Origin of the sequence: Flavobacterium sp. MMS24-S5, assembly GCF_050320125.1 — a bacterium.
GTDB lineage: Bacteria > Bacteroidota > Bacteroidia > Flavobacteriales > Flavobacteriaceae > Flavobacterium > Flavobacterium tyrosinilyticum.
The window spans coordinates 3,738,203-3,755,604 of the sequence record NZ_CP190016.1 but is presented as its reverse complement, the minus strand read 5'-3'; the positions used below and the strand labels follow the sequence as shown (position 1 = coordinate 3,755,604).

The following is a 17,402-nucleotide window of genomic DNA, read 5'->3' as shown; positions in this document are numbered from 1 at the left end:
AAACTGATTGTCAACTTGAACGAAGTCAAAGGGTGCTCCAATTAGCACGCGGGCTTCGACTTCGCTCAGCCTGACAAAAACAGCAAACCCGACAGGTTTAAAAACCTGTCGGGTTTAATTTTTTGAGATACATTGCGTAGACGCACTGCAGTGCGTCTCTACAGATACACGTTTCCAAAATCATTATCTAATTATCTAATGGACAACTTCTTAAATTATCTAATTATCAAATTGCCAAATTATCTAATTAACCAACTACCTTATATGTCGGATCTTCAATAACATTCACATTTATAACAGCATCTGCATTTTTGAGTAATTGCCTGCAGTCTGGGCTTAAATGCTGCAACTCTACTGTTTTATTGAGCTGATTGTATTTTTTTGTCAGATTATTTAAAGCTTCTATTGCTGACATATCAGAAACTCGACTTTCTTTAAAATCTATTATAATGTGATCAGGATCGTTCTGAATATCAAATTTTTCTAAAAAAGCAGCAGTTGAGCCAAAGAATAATCGGCCGTAAATTTCGTAATGTTTTACTCCGTTTTCATCAATATAATGTCTTGCCCGAATTCGCTTAGCACTTTCCCAAGCAAAAACCAAAGCCGAAATAATTACGCCAATTAAAACCGCCAAAGCCAGATTATGCAATACAATCGTGATTAAAGCTACTAGAATTCCAACAAAAATATCATGTCTAGGCATTTTATTGATAATCTTAAAACTTGCCCATTCAAAAGTCGTAATCGCAACCATCATCATGACTCCAACTAAGGCCGCCATGGGCAGTTTTCCAATTACGGGTGCTCCAAAAAGTATGATAATCAAAATGGTCAGAGAAGCAATAATTCCCGAAAGTCGAGCTCTAGAACCAGCTCCAAGATTTACCAATGTTTGTGCAATCATTGGGCATCCACCCATTCCGTAAAAAAAGCCGTTTAAGATGTTCGAGCTTCCTTGAGCAATGCATTCTCTATTGCTGTTTCCTCTTGTTCCTGTAATTTCATCAACCAAATTCAGCGTAAGCAAACCTTCTGTTAAACCTACAGCGGCAACAATTACCGAGTACGGAAATATCACTTTTAAAGTTTCAAAAGAAAATGGAATATTCGGAATATGAAACGGAGGAAATCCTCCTTGAACCGAAGCAATATCTTCAACCGTTTTGGTTTCAATGTTAAAAACAATGACCAAAGCAAAAACGACCATAATGGCTACTAGAGATGCTGGAACTGCTTTTGTAATCTTTGGAAAAATCAAAACAATTGCAATGGTCAAAGCCACCAAACCTAACATAATGTAAAGCGGAGTTCCCTGAAGCCAAGAAACCTGACCGTTCACCATGGTTTTAAACTGTTCTAGCTGCGACATAAAAATCACAACCGCCAAACCGTTTACAAAACCAAACATTACGGGCTGCGGAACTAATCGAATAAATTTTCCAAGTTTAAAAAGTCCGATACAAATTTGAACCACACCGCCCAATGCGACTGCGGCAAAAACATATTCTATTCCATGCGATTTCATTAAGGCAATCAAAACAATTACCGTTGCCCCTGCACCGCCTGAAATCATTCCGGGTCTTCCGCCAAAAATAGCGGTAACCAATCCCGCAATAAAAGCAGCATACAAACCAACTAATGGCGGAAATCCAGCTAAAATAGCAAACGACAGCGATTCTGGAATCATAGTCATGGCTACAGTTAAGCCCGCTAAAATTTCGTTTTTGTAATTGACTTTCTGGCTAAAATCGAAGAGTTGGAATGCTTTTTTCATGGGCACAAAATTAGAAAAATAATATGCAAAAAAGCACAAACCTTTTCGTATTGAAAAAGCAGTAATGATAAGAGAATTTAAACAGCTTTATTAAGTGAGCTGTTCTAAAAGAAAAAGTAAAATCGAAAGTATAAAACCAATCATTTCTGTATTTAATCTTAAATTAAAATATTATGCAAAATACTTACAAAAAAAGGAAATACAGCTGCGTATTTTCACCCGATTTAATTTTGATGGTTTCAAAACATTATTCTAATCGTACGCAAGTATAACCTAAACCTGCAACATGACTCATGACATTATCATATTGCAAATCAAAGCCTTCTATTCTTAATATCTTATCACAATCTTCCAAATCAAAATTAATTTTGCATTCTGGAAACTGCTTCTGCATCATGGTTACTACATAGTCTCGATCAGATTCTTTCTGAACATTTGTTTTAAAAATCTCCACGACCATATCGGCATCTTTTAATTCTTTAAACTGGTACATTTTTATTTTTTATTAAAAAGAGATTAGAAATTCGAATTCAAAAATAAAGGAGAAGTCCCTATTTTAACAGCAATTTTATACCAATGGCGTATGATTTATACGAATGGCGTTGGTATAAATTATTCCTGATAAATACCTACAAACTATACGATTGTATTATTTTTGCCGCTATGACAATTGCAAAAATCTACCAGAACTTTTTTCTACGAAACCTAATCGTAAACACACTTGTTTATTTAGTTATTTTCGCCTGTATTTACGACGAAGTCAAACTCGACGGACATAGCTGGTCTTATATTCTTGGCAAAATTGCCATGGGTTATTTTCCTTGTATTGTCTGGATTACGATTTTTAATATTTGTATCATTAAGCCTTTTTTATTTCATAAAAGGTTTAAAATCTTTTTTACGCTTCTTGCCATCTATTGGACTTGTTTTTATTTCTTTATGAATTGGTTTCTTCCGCTTGTGGAATTAGGAAATTTAAAAGCGCTTCAGATTGTGTCGTTAATCATAAATGGCTGTTTTTTTTATTTCCTGCATATTGTTATTAGCAAAAAGATGAGTCAGGCCGATAAAGACATTATGAATTTTAAATCTGAACTTTCGTTTTTAAAACAGCAACTGAATCCGCATTTTTTACTGAATGCAATGAATAATCTTTACGGAGAAGCCCTTGCAGAACCCGACAAAGTTCCAGATCGAATCCTAAATCTTTCAGACATGCTGCGCTATCAAATTGAAGCTTCTAAAAAGGATTTTGTTTCTATGGAAGAAGAAATCGCCTTTATTAAAAAATATATCGAATATTATACGTTTAGAAACGAAAGACTCGCTGTAAAACAAAACATTGAAGGCCTGCACAGTCAAATCGAGATTCCGCCTTTGTTTTTTCTGCCTTTGGTTGAAAACGCTGTCAAGTTTTCTGCCGAAACAGTAGAACCGTTTATTAATCTGGATTTGAAAGTACAATGCCGAGGCGTTATTTTTACCTTAAAAAACAATTATCTCGATTCGGGTTCGCGACTTTCGAGCACAGGAATCGGAATTGAAAATCTAAAAAGACGTTTGGAAGTTTATGGCTTAAAACACAATTTGAGCTGTAAAAAAGATAAAAATATATTTACCGTAAAATTGACGATATGGCACTTACCTACCGCTGTCTGATAATTGATGACGAATCGCCGGCACATAAGGCCTTAATTTCGCACATCTCAAAATTTGACGAACTGGAACATTCTGGAAGCGCTTTTAACGGTATGGAAGCCATAAAACTGCTCAACGAAAACCAATACGATATTATTTTTCTCGACATTAATATGCCTGTAATTTCGGGTGTAGAATTAATGGAACTGCAGCCCAAACGCCCAATTACGATTGTAACAACGGCTTATTCTGATTTTGCGCTTTCGGCTTACCAAAACGATGCGATAGATTATTTAATGAAACCCATTTCGTTCGATAAATTCTCAAAGGCAATAGAAAAAGCCAAAACGTATCATTCTGGAAATAACCTTAAAAAAGAAAACAGCACCGACGAAAAAGTGCTTTCTTACCGCTCGAACGGACAAGTAATTGAAACGCCTCTTTCTGATATTTTATACATAGAAAGTCTTGGCAATTATATGAAATTGTACAACTGCAAATTAAAATCTCCGATTGTCATTTACGGTTCGCTTGCGAGTATAAGTGCCGAAATTGATTGTGCGCACTTCGTACAAGTCCACAGATCTTATATTGTAAATACAACCAAAATTTCTGCTGTTACCACCAAAAATCTTACGATGTCTAATGGTGATGTTATTCCTGTGGGAAGGAAGTATCAGATTCTGCTCAATAATTTGTCAATGAGATAATCTTTTTTCAATGAGATAATTTGTCAATTTGGATAATGAGATAATTTTTGAAAAGCTCAACTTTTTTAAGTTGGGCTTTTTTGTTTTTTAAGGGTTTGTAAAAATGCGTAAAAGTACTTGGTGATGAGTTTTTATTTATTGGTATAATTATATAGTTTTTAATAATCTTTGTTATAATAGCAAATTTAAATTTATCCTATATAAATGAATAGTAGCATCCTAAAATACAAATTTGACAAGTTAGCACAAGAAGTAATTAATGAAGCAGAAATTTTCACTTTTAATCTTAAAGACTTGCCTGATATAAATAATTATGATACGAATATCCGTACTAACATAAATTTTACTAATATTTTCATTGCTTTAGACAAAAAACTAAACAACTGCATATATTGGTTTGAAACCAAAACAAATGATCACTGTAATAATTTACAGATTATTTTAAATGAAAATCGTGAATCTTTAGGCATAAATTTGAGAACAATTCCTGTTAGAAATAATAACACAAATACTAATGTACTTTATGTAGGAATTCGTCGTGGCGGGCAAAGAAAAAAAGACAAGTTATCTAATATTTCAGGAAGAATAGCTATTCATCTAGGTTACTATCATAAAGGTTCAACTCAGGGATTACAATTAATACATTGGGCAAAAAATATTGATTGTGAAATTACACTAAAAGTTGTAGAATTTGAAGACTTACAAATGACTATTTAAACACAATAGAAAAAATTATTGCCTATAAATTAAAACCGATGTGTGGAAAACATTAATTACAGAAATACATTTTTCAAACATAAAAACAATACTATGAATAAATACATTACTGATTTGTATGAGGCTTTTAACAATGTCTGCGAAGAATTTTACTGTACAGAATCTGTTAGACAACCTGAAGCTTTTTTTGATGGAAGAATACCCAAAACTACATTCATACAACAAACTGAATTACAGTTTTCAGCAGAATTATATTCCGAATGGAGACAAATAATAAAAAGAGAAAAAGACGATTATCATAATTTAAAAATAGGATTTGAAGTAAGTAAAAAATTTATTGATAATATCTATATAAAAGATCAAGAATCTTTTAGGCCTGATCTAATTCTCCATCAATCACAAATCGACTTCAATCCGGATTTTCAGAAAATTTACATTGAAGTCAAAGCCAATCATAATTTATCTACAAAAAAAATCATGAATGATATCAAAAAAATTGTTCTTGCAATGACGCAATATAAATTTGAACGTGGGGTTTTTATATGTCTAAACTGCAATATAGATAGATTAAAAGTTTTAATTGCTCATGCTAAAGTTAAAATTGAACAAATAAATAACGAAGAAGAAGAAACAAATCTATGGGACAACATTTATTTAATTTCAGGTTTTAATAATCATAGACAAATTATAAGATTTAGTAATATTAATTTGCCTAACCACTTAATACCATTTCACCTATAAACATAATTTTAATCAAAAAAAGAGACTTTCTCAAAAAAGTCTCTTTCCCATTTTTACGATATCGTAAAACGTTATTTCCCTTTAAGCAACTTCTCCGAATACTCCACTTTCTCCTTCTCCGATCGCTCAAATTTATCTCAGCAACGATAGCGCGGATTTGCAATCCGTGCCCGCAAAGATTGGCTCGTTTATTCTCTTTAAAATTTAAAAAAGCATATCAACTTGTGTAACTTTTGTTTCAATGATTTGTTTTGCTTCCTACTGTTGTGGGCACGGATTTGCAAAATGAGTAGAAGTACTTGGTAATGATTTTTTATTTATTGGTATAATTGTTTGGAAATAAATTTGTTGAATTATGGATTTCCGTAAAATTTAGAATCAATAGATTTTGATATTTGTTCAAGGATAATCCAACAGAGAAACAATATTTAATTAGAAATCATTTCAAATTTTATGAAAAAAACTATTTTAACATTTATTCTATTTTCATTTTCATTATTCATTTTTTCACAAAACAAACAAAAAGAAGCTACTCAAGCAGAACAATTTAGTTCGCAAGCTGGAGTTTTAATGGAACGCCAATTTTATGAAATAGGAAAAATTAAAGCTCTTCAGGTAAAAGTACTAAAATTTAAAGATCTAAATTCTTCTGCTACTAAAAGTTCTCTTCGTTTTGAATATGACCATAAAAGTTCCTATTCAAGCGATACTAAGATAGCCGCTCTAGATTTTGATGAATTAGATGGACTAATTAAGTCTATTAAAAATCTCCAAACAAACGTTTTCACTTCCACAAAAGAGGTATATACAGAAGTAACTTTTACAAGTAGATCTGGATTTGAAGCTGGAGCATATTACACCACAGACAAGAATAAATGGACAGCATATGTTCAAGTAGAAAAAAATGACAGAAATTCAATGATATTTCTTCTTCCTGAAGATTTTGCGACTCTTCTTTCTTTAGTTGAACAAGCAAAAACAAAAATGTAAATACAGTTTGATTTTCTAAAACATTATTGCACTCAAAAGCTGGAGTGAGAATCAGCTAATTTTAAATCAAAAAAAATGTCAGATAACCTAAGAAAAAAAAGACCACAAGATGCAAGCAAAATTAGTCTTACCGAATCATGGGAAGTTGATTATTGGTGCGAAGAATTGGGAATCTCAAAAGCTAAATTACAAGAAGCTGTTAAAGCAGTTGGCCATTCAGCAGCGTCAGTAAGAAAATATCTTGCTAAATAATTAGAACAAGTTTTTTGCAGAATCAAAAAAAGAGACTTTCTCACAAAAGTCTCTTTTCCCATTTTTATATTATTCTCGAAAATATTATTTCTCTTTCAACAACTTCTCTAAATACTCCACTTTCTCCTTCTCTGCCTGAACCAAACGCTCATAAAGTTTTTTATTCTCGTCATAAGATTCAATCAACTTATCGATTGGATTAAAAGTTGGGTGAAATTGAAATAAAGCAGAATTATCATGATTAGTTACTGTATTACCAATAATATTAAAAACCGCCTCATCACTAAAATTCTTAATAGTTTCTACAGAAACCCCTAAAGCTTCGGCAATTTTAGTTAGTCTTTCATCATCAATTTTTTCGCTTCCTTCAAGAGTAGAGATATATTGCTGGCTCATACCAAGGGCAATTGCTAGTGCTTCTTGCTTCATGTCTCTAAGCTCTCTAATTCGGCTAATATTTCTGCCAATATGTTTTGGTTTTGTTGCTGTGCTCATAATTCAAAGATATTTAAAATTCTTTAAAGTTTTTTAATTTCAAGAAATCTCTTACTTTAAAAAAAACTAAATATTTTTCTCTCTTATTTCTTATTGCTAAACAATGCAGCAATTGCCCCAGTTGACCATAAAGCCAGAAAAATTAAAACGGGTTGAAAAAACAATCGTATTAATCGCGCCTGATCTGTGTCGAGTCCAAAGGCAGAAGTTCCGTTTAAGTATTGCGCTATATTTCCTGGAAAAACTAAAACGTAAAATAGGGCCAGCGCTATTCCGACTTTCACTTTGTATTGGGTTAAAAATACCATTGCCAAACCTAAAGCAATTTCGACAATTCCAGAAAGTATAACTACCAAATCTTTGTCGAGAGGAATCCAGTTGGGAACCTGTGCCTGAAAATCTGTTCTCTGAAAAGTAAAATGTCCGATAGCAGCTGTTATCATAAACAATCCCAAAAATATTCGAATAAAATTTTGAAGCTTTGAAGTTTTTATATGTTCCATATGTAATTATTATTTTTTTTAAATGAACTTTCTATCAAATTTACAAGAAATAAAGTGAGATTTTTTCTATATTTTTAATGTTGTTTTTGTTTAATAACCATATCCTCTTATTTTAATTGAAAACAAAAAATGATTTCTTTCGTTTTTGTCATCGCCTAATATTGTTACCGAAACTATTTTTTTTCTACTTCTAATCCTCTCTCAAAATATACAAATCTGCAATTTTGTTAATTTTTTTCTTAAAAAAAATACATATTGAAGTAACTTTTCCTACTTAATTCTTTAAATTCGCCGCAAACCAACCCCTAAGCTTTTAAAAACCAATGTCCATTTTTAATCTTTTTAAAAGATCTACTGTAAAATGTCCAAGATGCCTTGGAAAAAGATTTGTTGATTGGGATGATATCCGCCGTTTAAACCGACAATTGAAATGGGTTCCCGCACCATGCGCCTATTGCGATGCCACAGGAAGAGTCCAAAAAGAAATGCTTTCAAAAGTTTCAGTCGATTGCATGTATCTCACAATCGATTTACCAGAATCTGTAATCGAAAAAATAAAAGAAGGCGATCCTGAAACAGTCGAAAAAGGAAAGCTACGCGAACTTTTTGTAGATCATCTTATACAATATTCAGAACATCATTACCTTACAGAAAATCTCGATGCCGAAAGTATTGCCAATTTGTATTTAAAATTCGAGGCAGAAAAAGCTCCTTTTGCTGTAACCAAAGAAGAATTAATAAAATACATTCAAGGCGTAATCGAACTAAAGAAAACGGTGTTACAATAACATTTGCAGCTCGGCTACTCAAAATCTACGACCGTTTACAAAAACAGGTAAAAACACCTATAGCCACCATTTTATTTAGTGGTAATATTGCGGTAAATAATTTTTAGTTTCTAAAAAAGCTTCTAGAGAGCTTCTTAATTTTTTGTCACTTTTTTTTTGGAACAGAAAGTGGAATTTCAAATCGCTGGTACCGATTGGAAATTTCACTTTTTTTTGTTTTTAACTGTGATGTTTTTTTTACCGCAAAGAGCGCAAAGAATTACGCAAAGTTCACAAAGTTTTTCTCTCGCAGATTTAGCAGATCTAAGAGATTTTGTTTTATCTGCTTAATCTGCAAAATCTGCGGGAAAACTATGTTGCTATAAAGCTTTGCGAACTTTGCGGTTTTACTAAGTCTCTAATTAAAAATTCTTAGCGCTCTTTGCGGTAAAAAAAACATCACGCATAAAGCCTAAAATCAAATTTCAGGCTGTATTTTTGCGTTCTGTAAATGCCACGAAATTAAAGTCCAAATGACTAGAGAACATTATATTCCATTCAACAAAGAATTCTTACTGGAACAGCAAATCGCAGCTTTTGCCGAAAATCCAGAAAAGGTTAGCGATTTTAAGAAATTGTTCGAAATTATCGAGCATTATTATCATTACGAATCTTTTAATCTTAATCGAAATCTAAAACAGCATTACGCGCTTTACGATCCCGATTTAAGCGAGAAAGAACGTGAACAATTTATCAATAAAAGCAATTTTCCTGTTTTTAAAGAAACACTTCTTAAAGTTTTAGAGCGTGGCAATTACTACAGAATCAATCAGACCGCATTAGACGAAGCCTTTAATGAATCTGATTTGGTGGGTCTGAATCTTGCGATCGATTTTAATGCTTTTAAAGATTTTGAACTCTATGCGCGCGGGCATCATAAAGCAAAAGAAAAAGTCAAAAAATACTTTTTCTGAACGAAAGAAGTGGAGATTGAATATTACGATCGTGTTCTCATTTACCTCAATTACAGCGATGCAGATTACCTCAAAGAAAAGAAAGTCAAATTGGGTAAAATGCCAATCGATCCAGGTTCTATTGCATTAAAAATCTTTAAACGTGTTCCTAAGAATGATCTCGAAACGGTTTTCCCAAATGCCATTCCGAAAATGTCTTTGAAGGATAAATTATTGCTTTGGGTTCCGGGTGTTTTTGGTGGACTTTCTCTATTAAGCGCCAAAGTGATACCTGCTTTGATTAATATGTACGAAGCTTACCAAACGGGCGAAGCAATTGATCTCTTAAACAGTAAAACGTCCTTAAATCAAGGCTTAATTGCGCTAGGAATTTTAGGAGCGTATTGTTTCCGTCAATACAATAACTTTATAAACAAAAAAATCCGATATTCTAAAACACTTTCAGACAGTTTGTATTTTAAGAATGTTGGTAACAATAGCGGCGCATTTTATTCTTTATTAAATTCTTCTGAAGAAGAAGCTTTGAAAGAAACGATTCTTGCCTATACTTTTCTGCACGAAAGCGAAAAATCTTTAACCGCCGAAGAGCTAGACGATCAAATAGAATCTTGGTTTAAAACCAAGCTAAATACCGATTTGGATTTTGATGTAAACGATGCTTTAGCAAAACTAAAAAGCATTGGTTTAGGAATAGAAACTAACGGAAAATGGAATGTAATTCGACTCAATGAAGCACTTGTTGCCATTGATGAATTATGGGATAATGTTTTTCAGTATAACCAGAAAGTTGATTCTTTAAAAAATTAAAAATGTATACCTACACATGTTCTTGCTGCGGAGAGGTTTTTGATGAAATGCCTTTGTGTTTTGGAAATGAATTTCCTGCTTATTATTTTTCCATTCCACCCGAAGAAAGAGAAAAAAGAATTGAATTCGGAGGAAGCTGGTGTTACATCGATGAAGAACATTTTTTTCATCGTGGCAGATTAACCATTCCTATTCTAGATTATCATGAAGATTTGGTTTTTAATGTTTGGACAACGATAAGTGAAGATAATTTTTGTTTGCGAATGGACTTATGGGAAGATCCAAATCGAGTAAATCAAGAACCTTATTTTGGCTGGATGCAGACCAATGTGCCTACTTATGGCAAAACTATTTCGCTTAAAACAATTGCAATCGAACAAGTTTTAGGCTTAATTCCCGAAATAAAAATGATTGAAGAAAATCATCCTTTGACGCTAGATCAAGAAAACGGAATTACACTAGAGAAAGCCATTTCGATTGTAGATGAAATAATGAAAATTCAGCACGGTAAAAGCTAAAAGAAATTTTATTAGATTTACGCATCTAACCCTAAAACCACAAACAATGAGAACATTAGACCAATGGTTTGCAGAATATGCCGTAAGTCATCAGAACCCAACCAATAAAGCGATTCACTACATTTGCGTTCCCGCAATTTTCTTTTCTATCGTTGGCTTGTTAATGAGTATTCCAAGCGGAATTATTGCCAACACTTTAAACCTAAATTTACCAATTATCGAAAACTGGGCTTTTGTGGTTCTGCTTTTTGTATTGGTTTTCTACATTAGATTATCGGTTGCAATGGCTATTAAAATTGCTTTGTTCTCGGGAATCTGTTTAATTTTAAATTATTATATCGGACAAGTTGTACCGTTGTGGGCATTCTCAATTGGCGTTTTTGTTATCGCTTGGATCGGACAATTTTACGGGCATAATATTGAAGGCAAAAAACCTTCATTCCTTAAAGATCTTCAGTTTTTATTGATTGGTTCAGCTTGGGTGGTAGAGAATTTATTTTCGAAGAAATAAAAGCAGAATGAAAGCTGCAAAAACAAGTAGAACGGCACAATATATGGCCTTCTTTAGAGCGTTGGAAACGAAACGCAATGAGAACGAAAGATTGTTTTCTGATCCTTATGCCATACATTTTATAGACTTTAAACTGAGACTGGCTGTACGTCTGTCTCAATTTCCTTTTTTTAGGAAATATATCAATGGCATCATAAACAAAAAGATTCCAGGAGCTCTTTCTTCTGGAATTGCAAGAACAAAATATATTGATAGTCTACTGGAAAATTCGATCTCCGAAGGCGTAAAACAAGTCATCATTTTAGGTGCCGGATTTGACACTAGAGCAGTTCGCCTTGATTCTCTAAAATCGATTCCCGTAATAGAAATCGACCATCCGAATACTTCAAATTTTAAGGCTGAAATCTATCAGAAACGTATTGGCAAGATTCCAGAGAATGTCACTTTTCTTCAAATTGATTTTAATAAAGAAGATCTAAATCAGCTGGCATTAAAACACAATCTTGACTTTTCAAAACCTACCACGATAATCTGGGAAGGTGTTACCAATTATTTAACGGAAAAAGCAGTAAAAAGTACTTTTTCTTTTATTTCAAAATTTGCCAACAAGAGTCAAATTATTTTTACTTACGTACATAAAGATATTCTTCAAAATCCTGATGCTTTTTTAGGAGGAAAAAAATTGTTAGAAGATCTTAAAAACATAGAAGAACACTGGACTTTTGGATTGCTGCCTGAAGAAGTGCCTGGCTTTTTAAATCTGTTTGAAATCAAACTTTTGGAAGATTTCGGAGCCGATGAATACCGCAATAGATTTCTCCCCGATCGCTCTGAAAAAGGTTACGAATTTTATCGGACTGCAATTGGCATAAAAGAAACCCATTTCTCTTCTACAATCTAACTTCTTTTTGATTGTTCTGAAATTATTCTATTTTTTTTATGCTAATATTTTCTTAATAAAAATCGTACAAAGGCAACATTGTATAATTTAGCATTCGTTAAAATTTAAGAAATCATCAATCAAAAAACCAAAAACAAATGAAAAAAACTATTCTTTTACTCCTCTTTGCAATCTTCAACACCGCTTTTTCTCAAAGTGGAAAAATCTATTTAAAAAACAATAAATTCAATGTAGGCAAACCCAATACCTATATTTTCGAACCACCGCAAGGTCTTGTTATAGAAGACAATGCTAAAGCAAATGTTTTGTACGCTACTCCTGACGATTTTTCTAATGATTTAGTTTCTTTAAAAAAGGACGGAAAACGTTATGAATTCACCACAAAAGTTTCCGATTCGGCTAGAGTGCTTATGGTAACTATAAATGATCTGCACAAAATCGCTGATAGCAATAAAGATCAAGGTTATTCGGTACTACTGAAAACACAAAATGATATTGAATTAGGAAAATCTCTGATGAACCAAATTTTCATGAGAAATTATGGGAATCACTTTTTAAACCTAAAATTAGATACCAAAAAAGAAAACGTTATTGCCGCTTATGACGCTTTGTTTGCAAAATATCCAAAACTAAGAGAAGACAAAGATGCTGTAAATTATTTGTATTTAAAGAAGGCTCTTAATGCCGAGCAAGGCCAAAAAGATCTCAATGCTTTCGCATCAAAATGCATTGAAAAAAATACAGAAGAGTATTTAACTCTTGCTTACAATATCTCTCAAGGCAGCAATAAGCCCGAAGAAACTGAAAAACTCGGAAAAGAAATTTCGGCTAGGTATCCTACAGGTAAACTTGAAAAAATGTTTTTTATGCGAAGCTTCTACGATCAGCCTAATAAAACGGAGGCTTCGATTATGGAAAGCATGAAGACTTACAACGCCAAGTTTAAAGATATTTCAGCAGAGTCTTCGAGAACTTTTTATCGCGCTTTACTAACGGTATATTTGGAGAATGGACAATATGAAAAAGCAATTGCATTAGAACCACATTTAAAAAACGCTAGTGATTTGTACAATGACTTTGCTTGGGGCAAATCGGGAGGAGATCTAACTACACCCGTAAAAGATCTAGATTTTGTTGTAAAAGTATCTGAGAGAGCAATGTATTTGCTTGAACAGCGAAATAAAGAAAGCTATTATCCTGCATATAAAGAGTCGTTTAATATGTTTGCAGACACTTATGCCCTTTTGCTTTATAAACAAGGCAAATATGAAGAGGCGTTTAAATATCAAAGTGGCGTTAAAGAGAATAACGGTTTGGATTCTGGTGGAAAAGACCGCTATTTGACCATGATGGATAAGGTAAAAAGCAAAGACGAAGTAAAAGCTTATATTGACGACGAAATTAGTAAAGGCAATACATCATCAGTATTTCTTGCTAAACTAAAAGAGATTTATATCGAGAAGAAATTGCCTCTTGCAGAATTTAATGCCATTGAGCAAAAAACAGATGCAAAAGCAAAAGAAAACAAAAGCAAAGATCTAATTGAAAGATTCGGAAGTACAAATGCAATTGATTTTACCTTAAAAAATCTAGACGGAAAAGAAACAAAACTTTCTGATTATAAAGGTAAAGTGGTGGTTCTTGATTTTTGGGCAACTTGGTGCGGACAGATGTAAAGCTTCTTTTCCGAAGATGCAGAATTTAGTAACTAAATACAAAGGAAAAGATGTTGCCTTTTTGTTTGTAAACACTTGGGAAAATGGTAAAGAAGAAGATATATTTAAAAAAGTTTCTGCGTATATAACAGATAAAAAATTTGACTTCAACGTTGTTTTTGATTCAAAAACAGAAGTAGTTACCAGTTACAAAGTAAACGGCATCCCGACTCGCGTTGTCATTGACAAAAACGGAACTATTCTGGCTTACGATTATTCAAATACCGATATCGCAGCAATTATTGATGAACAATTAAAATAAGTATTCTCTTATTTTTAAAATAAAATGTACATTTGATATACCAAAACTAAATTTATGATACAGTTAATTTGGGCGATAGTAAACATTGCCACAGTATTAGGGCTTGTCATTTTTTGTACAAAAACGGCTTCAGAAATTCGCAACAAAGTTAGCCTTTCTGCTGCGATTCTTTTTTCTTTTTTTGCTTTATCTTTTATCGCAAGGCCAAGCAAAGAGGAAAAAGATAAAAAATTTGAATTTGAAAATAGGGAAACCAAAACGCAGTCTTTAAATCACAATAACTATTTTTCAAATATTGTTCTTGAAGAGGATCTCCTTTCAAAAATCGAATTGTATGCTAATTCCGATGGCGAAAATGCTACTTCAGCAATGATTCGAAGAATTGGATTTGTTTGTGGTACAACATGGTCTACACAGTACATTATTATAAATAAAACAGAAAAGAAAAACGCCTTTCAATATGAGGTTGGAGGAACTAGAAAATGGACACTTCTTGGTATAGAAGTATACTCAGAGTTAAAAGACTTTAAGGGCTCAGGCGAGTTTAAGTCTTTGTAATTTTCTTTAATCTAATTCATTTCTAAAAAAAATAAAGGGCAAAGAAGAATTTTATCTTTTTGTCCTTTTTTATTTAAAAAACACTACAAAAAATTCAACCTATAAAATGAAAAATTTCATTATCGCTATTACTTCTTTAATTTTACTTTCTTCTTGCAAACAAACAACTAATAAAAGCGTTTCTGGCAAAGCAGAAATAAAAAAAGAGAGTGTTAAAGTTGAAGATGGTGCCAAAACAGCACAATCAGATTCTAACTTATTAGAACAATTTTCTAAAAACAAAAATGAAGTGGTTCTCCAATTAAAATCATTGCCCAATAGAGAAGCTGCCAATGCATTGTATGAAAAATATTTTGAAGCAAATGGCACTTTATTGCAAGAGATCGCCGCAAAAGAATCTGGAGTATTGGATAAGTTTTATAATGAAGACGAAGCCGACAAAAAAGCGGTTAAACTTTTGGGAGAAAGACTTTCTAAACATGAATTGGAGTATTCTGAAATTGGAGAAGGATATGTTGAAATAGATCCGCTTAATGATTTCTATTATAAGATCTTCAAAGATTATGTAACGAATGATTATAAAGATTATCTGTACTTAAAGAGTGAAGAAAATAAGTCGCTCTATTCTGCAGATGCAGGACTTGTAATCTCTTTTAAAGATTTGGGCGACCGAATCATTTCGTGGGAAAATTTTATGGCCAAATACCCGAATTCAAAATTAATTCCATCTGTAAAAGAGCAATACAAAAGTTATCAAATGGATTATCTGGTGGGTCAAGACAATACGCCAACAACCGAAAGGTCTTCAGACGAAAAATATATTTATCCAGAAAACATTCAGGAATTTAATCGTTTCTTGAAAAAATATCCAAAAAGCCCAACGGTTCCTTTAATCAATTTGTTTAAAGAAAACTTTAAAAATGAAAAAATCTATGATCTTATAACGACTGAACAAGATAAATTGTAAATCTGAATTTGAAATATGTTTAACACTAACCAATCTGAATATGGAAAATAAAAACCAACCTATTACATTTGTTTTTTGGATTATTGCGATCATTTTAGGCGTAACTTTATACAAGCAATTTGATTTTAAAAGTCTAAAATTTGAGAATCCTGCATTGGCAGTTATTTACAGTATTGTCTTTGTATTTTCGGTTTATTATATTATTAAAAATTCTAAGAAAAAATAATACAACAAACCAAAGCTGAAACATAGCCAAATCAAATTGAAGTAATTAATTTTAGCTATTATGAGAAAGATAATTGTTTTGTCAATGATTTCATTAGATGGTGTAATGCAAGCTCCAGGCGAGCCAGAAGAAGATACTTCTGGAGGTTTTAAATTTGGAGGCTGGACAATTCCATATGGTGACGAAGCTTACGATAAAGCAGTTCAAAACGAACTGCAACCTGCAGATTATCTTTTGGGCAGGAAAACATTCGAAATTTGGGAAAATTATCAGCCAACCATTCCGAATTTTGGCCAGGAATTAATAATGGAAATAAATATGTTTTCTCTAAAACCAGACAAAAATCAGATTGGAAAAATTCCGTTTTTATTGAAAGTCTTGATGCTATCAAAAAACTGAAAAATTCTGAAGGAAAAGACATTCAAGTTTGGGGCAGCAGCAAACTGATTCATTTATTATTGCAAAATGATCTGGTTGATGAACTTCGCTTAAAAATTCATCCTTTGTTACTTGGAAAAGGAAAAAAACTTTTTGATGATAATGCAAATCCATCGGGATTTTCCTTAATAGAAAGTACGGTAACTACAACGGGAGTAATTTTAGCCAATTATAAAAAAAATGGTGAGGTGAAAACTGGAAATGCTATTGTTTAAATTTATCAAGAAACAATTTTAAATCTTTCACAGGCAATTAATTTAAAATCCCAACAACATCAATGAAAGAAAATTGGCTATTTATAAAAACTCCAGATCATTACGGAATACCCGAAATAATTCAGTTTGATAATAATGAAATTAATTATTTTATTGTTGAAAAGGATAAAGAAAATTCTTCATTAAAAATAAAAGTTGAAAATCGAAGTAAAAATTTAACCGAAATAGAACATCAATTTATAAATCAAAATAGGATTCGTTTTTTTGAAAAAGGAAAAACATCTTACTTTTTAAGTGATGACGAATCAATTACAGAAGATTCTATTTTCGAAAATGATTATCAAAAACTAAATCCCACAGAAACAAAACTAACAGAAATTGAAATTCAGAGTTTAAAATTCGAGCTAAATTGGAACGGCGAAAAAAATATTATACGTTTTAATGAAGATTTAGATCCTCCTTATATGCAAGAAATAAACAAACGTATGAATAGAGATGGACGAAAAATTCTATTAGAAAGGCTAAATGAGACATTATTTGTTTCACTTTATGAAAATGCCATTTTAGACAAACTAATTCCAATAAAATATGTACACAATCAAAGAATTATTTTATACGGTTTTCCTAAAGAACCTTATGAAATAGATTGTCAAATAACAGAATAAAGCTATTTTTTCTCTATAAGATAAACATGCCAAAAGAGCGTTTAACTTTTGGTAC

At 32.2% G+C, this 17,402-nt stretch carries 24 protein-coding genes; 20 read left to right on the top strand and 4 right to left on the bottom strand.

What is annotated here, in order from left to right; translation table 11 throughout:
- Window positions 1-247: 247 nt before the first annotated feature.
- Window positions 248-1,777: a SulP family inorganic anion transporter gene (locus ACPWTF_RS17340; protein ID WP_427872300.1), complete on the bottom strand. Its 1,530-nt coding sequence runs from the start codon at window positions 1,775-1,777 to the stop codon at window positions 248-250.
- A 247-nt stretch (window positions 1,778-2,024) separates the two neighbouring features.
- Window positions 2,025-2,270 (bottom strand): hypothetical protein, encoded by a 246-nt coding sequence (locus tag ACPWTF_RS17335; protein ID WP_427872299.1) that lies wholly within the window; start codon window positions 2,268-2,270, stop codon window positions 2,025-2,027.
- 83 nt (window positions 2,271-2,353) lie between these two features.
- Between ACPWTF_RS17335 and ACPWTF_RS17330 the strand changes: the two genes are divergently transcribed.
- The 6 genes from ACPWTF_RS17330 (at window position 2,354) to ACPWTF_RS17305 (ending at window position 6,825) form a co-directional block, all read left to right on the top strand.
- Window positions 2,354-3,436, top strand: a complete 1,083-nt coding sequence (locus ACPWTF_RS17330; protein ID WP_427872298.1) for a sensor histidine kinase — start codon at window positions 2,354-2,356, stop codon at window positions 3,434-3,436.
- A complete protein-coding gene (locus ACPWTF_RS17325) occupies window positions 3,412-4,125 on the top strand; it encodes a LytR/AlgR family response regulator transcription factor (protein WP_427872297.1) in 714 nt (237 codons plus the stop codon). The genes ACPWTF_RS17330 and ACPWTF_RS17325 overlap by 25 nt, the downstream gene beginning before the upstream one ends.
- A 204-nt stretch (window positions 4,126-4,329) precedes the next feature.
- Window positions 4,330-4,842 (top strand): hypothetical protein, encoded by a 513-nt coding sequence (locus tag ACPWTF_RS17320; protein ID WP_427872296.1) that lies wholly within the window; start codon window positions 4,330-4,332, stop codon window positions 4,840-4,842.
- Between the two features lie 93 nt (window positions 4,843-4,935).
- Entirely contained in the window at window positions 4,936-5,583 is a 648-nt protein-coding gene (locus ACPWTF_RS17315; protein ID WP_427872295.1) for a hypothetical protein, read from the top strand.
- 453 nt (window positions 5,584-6,036) lie between these two features.
- Window positions 6,037-6,573 carry a hypothetical protein gene (locus tag ACPWTF_RS17310; protein WP_427872294.1) on the top strand — a complete coding sequence of 179 codons (537 nt, stop codon included), beginning with the start codon at window positions 6,037-6,039 and terminating at the stop codon, window positions 6,571-6,573.
- A 75-nt stretch (window positions 6,574-6,648) separates the two neighbouring features.
- On the top strand, window positions 6,649-6,825 hold the full coding sequence (locus ACPWTF_RS17305) for a DUF3606 domain-containing protein (protein ID WP_427872293.1): 177 nt from the start codon (window positions 6,649-6,651) through the stop codon (window positions 6,823-6,825).
- Window positions 6,826-6,909: 84 nt separating this feature from the next.
- On the opposite strand, the gene ACPWTF_RS17300 is transcribed toward ACPWTF_RS17305, so the two are convergent.
- Together ACPWTF_RS17300 and ACPWTF_RS17295 are read right to left on the bottom strand one after the other, a co-directional pair.
- A complete protein-coding gene (locus ACPWTF_RS17300; RefSeq protein WP_427872292.1) occupies window positions 6,910-7,320 on the bottom strand; it encodes a helix-turn-helix domain-containing protein in 411 nt (136 codons plus the stop codon).
- A gap of 83 nt (window positions 7,321-7,403) precedes the next feature.
- Window positions 7,404-7,823, bottom strand: a complete 420-nt coding sequence (locus ACPWTF_RS17295; protein ID WP_427872291.1) for a DoxX family protein — start codon at window positions 7,821-7,823, stop codon at window positions 7,404-7,406.
- Window positions 7,824-8,146: 323 nt separating this feature from the next.
- Between ACPWTF_RS17295 and ACPWTF_RS17290 the strand changes: the two genes are divergently transcribed.
- The 14 genes from ACPWTF_RS17290 (at window position 8,147) to ACPWTF_RS17225 (ending at window position 17,347) form a co-directional block, all read left to right on the top strand.
- A complete protein-coding gene (locus ACPWTF_RS17290) occupies window positions 8,147-8,611 on the top strand; it encodes a hypothetical protein (RefSeq protein WP_427872290.1) in 465 nt (154 codons plus the stop codon).
- A gap of 512 nt (window positions 8,612-9,123) precedes the next feature.
- Entirely contained in the window at window positions 9,124-9,564 is a 441-nt protein-coding gene (locus tag ACPWTF_RS17285; protein WP_427872289.1) for a hypothetical protein, read from the top strand.
- Window positions 9,565-9,573: 9 nt separating this feature from the next.
- On the top strand, window positions 9,574-10,371 hold the full coding sequence (locus ACPWTF_RS17280; protein WP_427872288.1) for a TMEM143 family protein: 798 nt from the start codon (window positions 9,574-9,576) through the stop codon (window positions 10,369-10,371).
- 2 nt (window positions 10,372-10,373) lie between these two features.
- Window positions 10,374-10,889 (top strand): DUF2199 domain-containing protein, encoded by a 516-nt coding sequence (locus tag ACPWTF_RS17275; protein ID WP_427872287.1) that lies wholly within the window; start codon window positions 10,374-10,376, stop codon window positions 10,887-10,889.
- Between the two features lie 46 nt (window positions 10,890-10,935).
- Window positions 10,936-11,400 carry a DUF962 domain-containing protein gene (locus tag ACPWTF_RS17270; protein ID WP_427872286.1) on the top strand — a complete coding sequence of 155 codons (465 nt, stop codon included), beginning with the start codon at window positions 10,936-10,938 and terminating at the stop codon, window positions 11,398-11,400.
- 7 nt (window positions 11,401-11,407) lie between these two features.
- Window positions 11,408-12,301 (top strand): class I SAM-dependent methyltransferase, encoded by an 894-nt coding sequence (locus ACPWTF_RS17265; protein ID WP_427872285.1) that lies wholly within the window; start codon window positions 11,408-11,410, stop codon window positions 12,299-12,301.
- A 137-nt stretch (window positions 12,302-12,438) separates the two neighbouring features.
- Window positions 12,439-13,977: a peroxiredoxin family protein gene (locus ACPWTF_RS17260; protein ID WP_427872284.1), complete on the top strand. Its 1,539-nt coding sequence runs from the start codon at window positions 12,439-12,441 to the stop codon at window positions 13,975-13,977.
- Between the two features lie 16 nt (window positions 13,978-13,993).
- Complete coding sequence (locus ACPWTF_RS17255; protein ID WP_427872283.1) at window positions 13,994-14,278, top strand: TlpA disulfide reductase family protein; 285 nt, start codon at window positions 13,994-13,996, stop codon at window positions 14,276-14,278.
- 54 nt (window positions 14,279-14,332) lie between these two features.
- A complete protein-coding gene (locus tag ACPWTF_RS17250; RefSeq protein ID WP_427872282.1) occupies window positions 14,333-14,836 on the top strand; it encodes a hypothetical protein in 504 nt (167 codons plus the stop codon).
- Window positions 14,837-14,942: 106 nt separating this feature from the next.
- Window positions 14,943-15,803, top strand: coding sequence for a hypothetical protein (locus ACPWTF_RS17245; protein WP_427872281.1), 861 nt, complete (start codon window positions 14,943-14,945; stop codon window positions 15,801-15,803).
- A gap of 40 nt (window positions 15,804-15,843) precedes the next feature.
- Complete coding sequence (locus tag ACPWTF_RS17240) at window positions 15,844-16,029, top strand: hypothetical protein (protein WP_427872280.1); 186 nt, start codon at window positions 15,844-15,846, stop codon at window positions 16,027-16,029.
- A 60-nt stretch (window positions 16,030-16,089) separates the two neighbouring features.
- The gene (locus tag ACPWTF_RS17235; RefSeq protein ID WP_427872279.1) at window positions 16,090-16,428 is read left to right on the top strand and encodes a hypothetical protein; all 339 of its coding nucleotides are present in this window, start codon (window positions 16,090-16,092) and stop codon (window positions 16,426-16,428) included.
- Complete coding sequence (locus ACPWTF_RS17230) at window positions 16,329-16,682, top strand: dihydrofolate reductase family protein (RefSeq protein ID WP_427875765.1); 354 nt, start codon at window positions 16,329-16,331, stop codon at window positions 16,680-16,682. Before ACPWTF_RS17235 ends, ACPWTF_RS17230 begins: the two co-directional genes overlap by 100 nt.
- Window positions 16,683-16,744: 62 nt before the next feature.
- Window positions 16,745-17,347: a hypothetical protein gene (locus ACPWTF_RS17225; RefSeq protein ID WP_427872278.1), complete on the top strand. Its 603-nt coding sequence runs from the start codon at window positions 16,745-16,747 to the stop codon at window positions 17,345-17,347.
- Window positions 17,348-17,402: the final 55 nt, after the last annotated feature.

Coding starts and splice junctions, on each gene's coding strand:
- ACPWTF_RS17250 (WP_427872282.1), top strand. CDS start 14,333: ATGATACAGTTAATTTGGGCGATAGTAAACATTGCCACAGTATTAGGG.
- ACPWTF_RS17240 (WP_427872280.1), top strand. CDS start 15,844: ATGGAAAATAAAAACCAACCTATTACATTTGTTTTTTGGATTATTGCG.
- ACPWTF_RS17270 (WP_427872286.1), top strand. CDS start 10,936: ATGAGAACATTAGACCAATGGTTTGCAGAATATGCCGTAAGTCATCAG.
- ACPWTF_RS17340 (WP_427872300.1), bottom strand. CDS start 1,777: ATGAAAAAAGCATTCCAACTCTTCGATTTTAGCCAGAAAGTCAATTAC.
- ACPWTF_RS17330 (WP_427872298.1), top strand. CDS start 2,354: ATGGCGTATGATTTATACGAATGGCGTTGGTATAAATTATTCCTGATA.
- ACPWTF_RS17290 (WP_427872290.1), top strand. CDS start 8,147: ATGTCCATTTTTAATCTTTTTAAAAGATCTACTGTAAAATGTCCAAGA.
- ACPWTF_RS17275 (WP_427872287.1), top strand. CDS start 10,374: ATGTATACCTACACATGTTCTTGCTGCGGAGAGGTTTTTGATGAAATG.
- ACPWTF_RS17265 (WP_427872285.1), top strand. CDS start 11,408: ATGAAAGCTGCAAAAACAAGTAGAACGGCACAATATATGGCCTTCTTT.
- ACPWTF_RS17300 (WP_427872292.1), bottom strand. CDS start 7,320: ATGAGCACAGCAACAAAACCAAAACATATTGGCAGAAATATTAGCCGA.
- ACPWTF_RS17255 (WP_427872283.1), top strand. CDS start 13,994: ATGCAGAATTTAGTAACTAAATACAAAGGAAAAGATGTTGCCTTTTTG.
- ACPWTF_RS17225 (WP_427872278.1), top strand. CDS start 16,745: ATGAAAGAAAATTGGCTATTTATAAAAACTCCAGATCATTACGGAATA.
- ACPWTF_RS17315 (WP_427872295.1), top strand. CDS start 4,936: ATGAATAAATACATTACTGATTTGTATGAGGCTTTTAACAATGTCTGC.
- ACPWTF_RS17285 (WP_427872289.1), top strand. CDS start 9,124: ATGACTAGAGAACATTATATTCCATTCAACAAAGAATTCTTACTGGAA.
- ACPWTF_RS17310 (WP_427872294.1), top strand. CDS start 6,037: ATGAAAAAAACTATTTTAACATTTATTCTATTTTCATTTTCATTATTC.
- ACPWTF_RS17325 (WP_427872297.1), top strand. CDS start 3,412: ATGGCACTTACCTACCGCTGTCTGATAATTGATGACGAATCGCCGGCA.
- ACPWTF_RS17260 (WP_427872284.1), top strand. CDS start 12,439: ATGAAAAAAACTATTCTTTTACTCCTCTTTGCAATCTTCAACACCGCT.
- ACPWTF_RS17335 (WP_427872299.1), bottom strand. CDS start 2,270: ATGTACCAGTTTAAAGAATTAAAAGATGCCGATATGGTCGTGGAGATT.
- ACPWTF_RS17295 (WP_427872291.1), bottom strand. CDS start 7,823: ATGGAACATATAAAAACTTCAAAGCTTCAAAATTTTATTCGAATATTT.
- ACPWTF_RS17235 (WP_427872279.1), top strand. CDS start 16,090: ATGAGAAAGATAATTGTTTTGTCAATGATTTCATTAGATGGTGTAATG.
- ACPWTF_RS17305 (WP_427872293.1), top strand. CDS start 6,649: ATGTCAGATAACCTAAGAAAAAAAAGACCACAAGATGCAAGCAAAATT.
- ACPWTF_RS17320 (WP_427872296.1), top strand. CDS start 4,330: ATGAATAGTAGCATCCTAAAATACAAATTTGACAAGTTAGCACAAGAA.
- ACPWTF_RS17245 (WP_427872281.1), top strand. CDS start 14,943: ATGAAAAATTTCATTATCGCTATTACTTCTTTAATTTTACTTTCTTCT.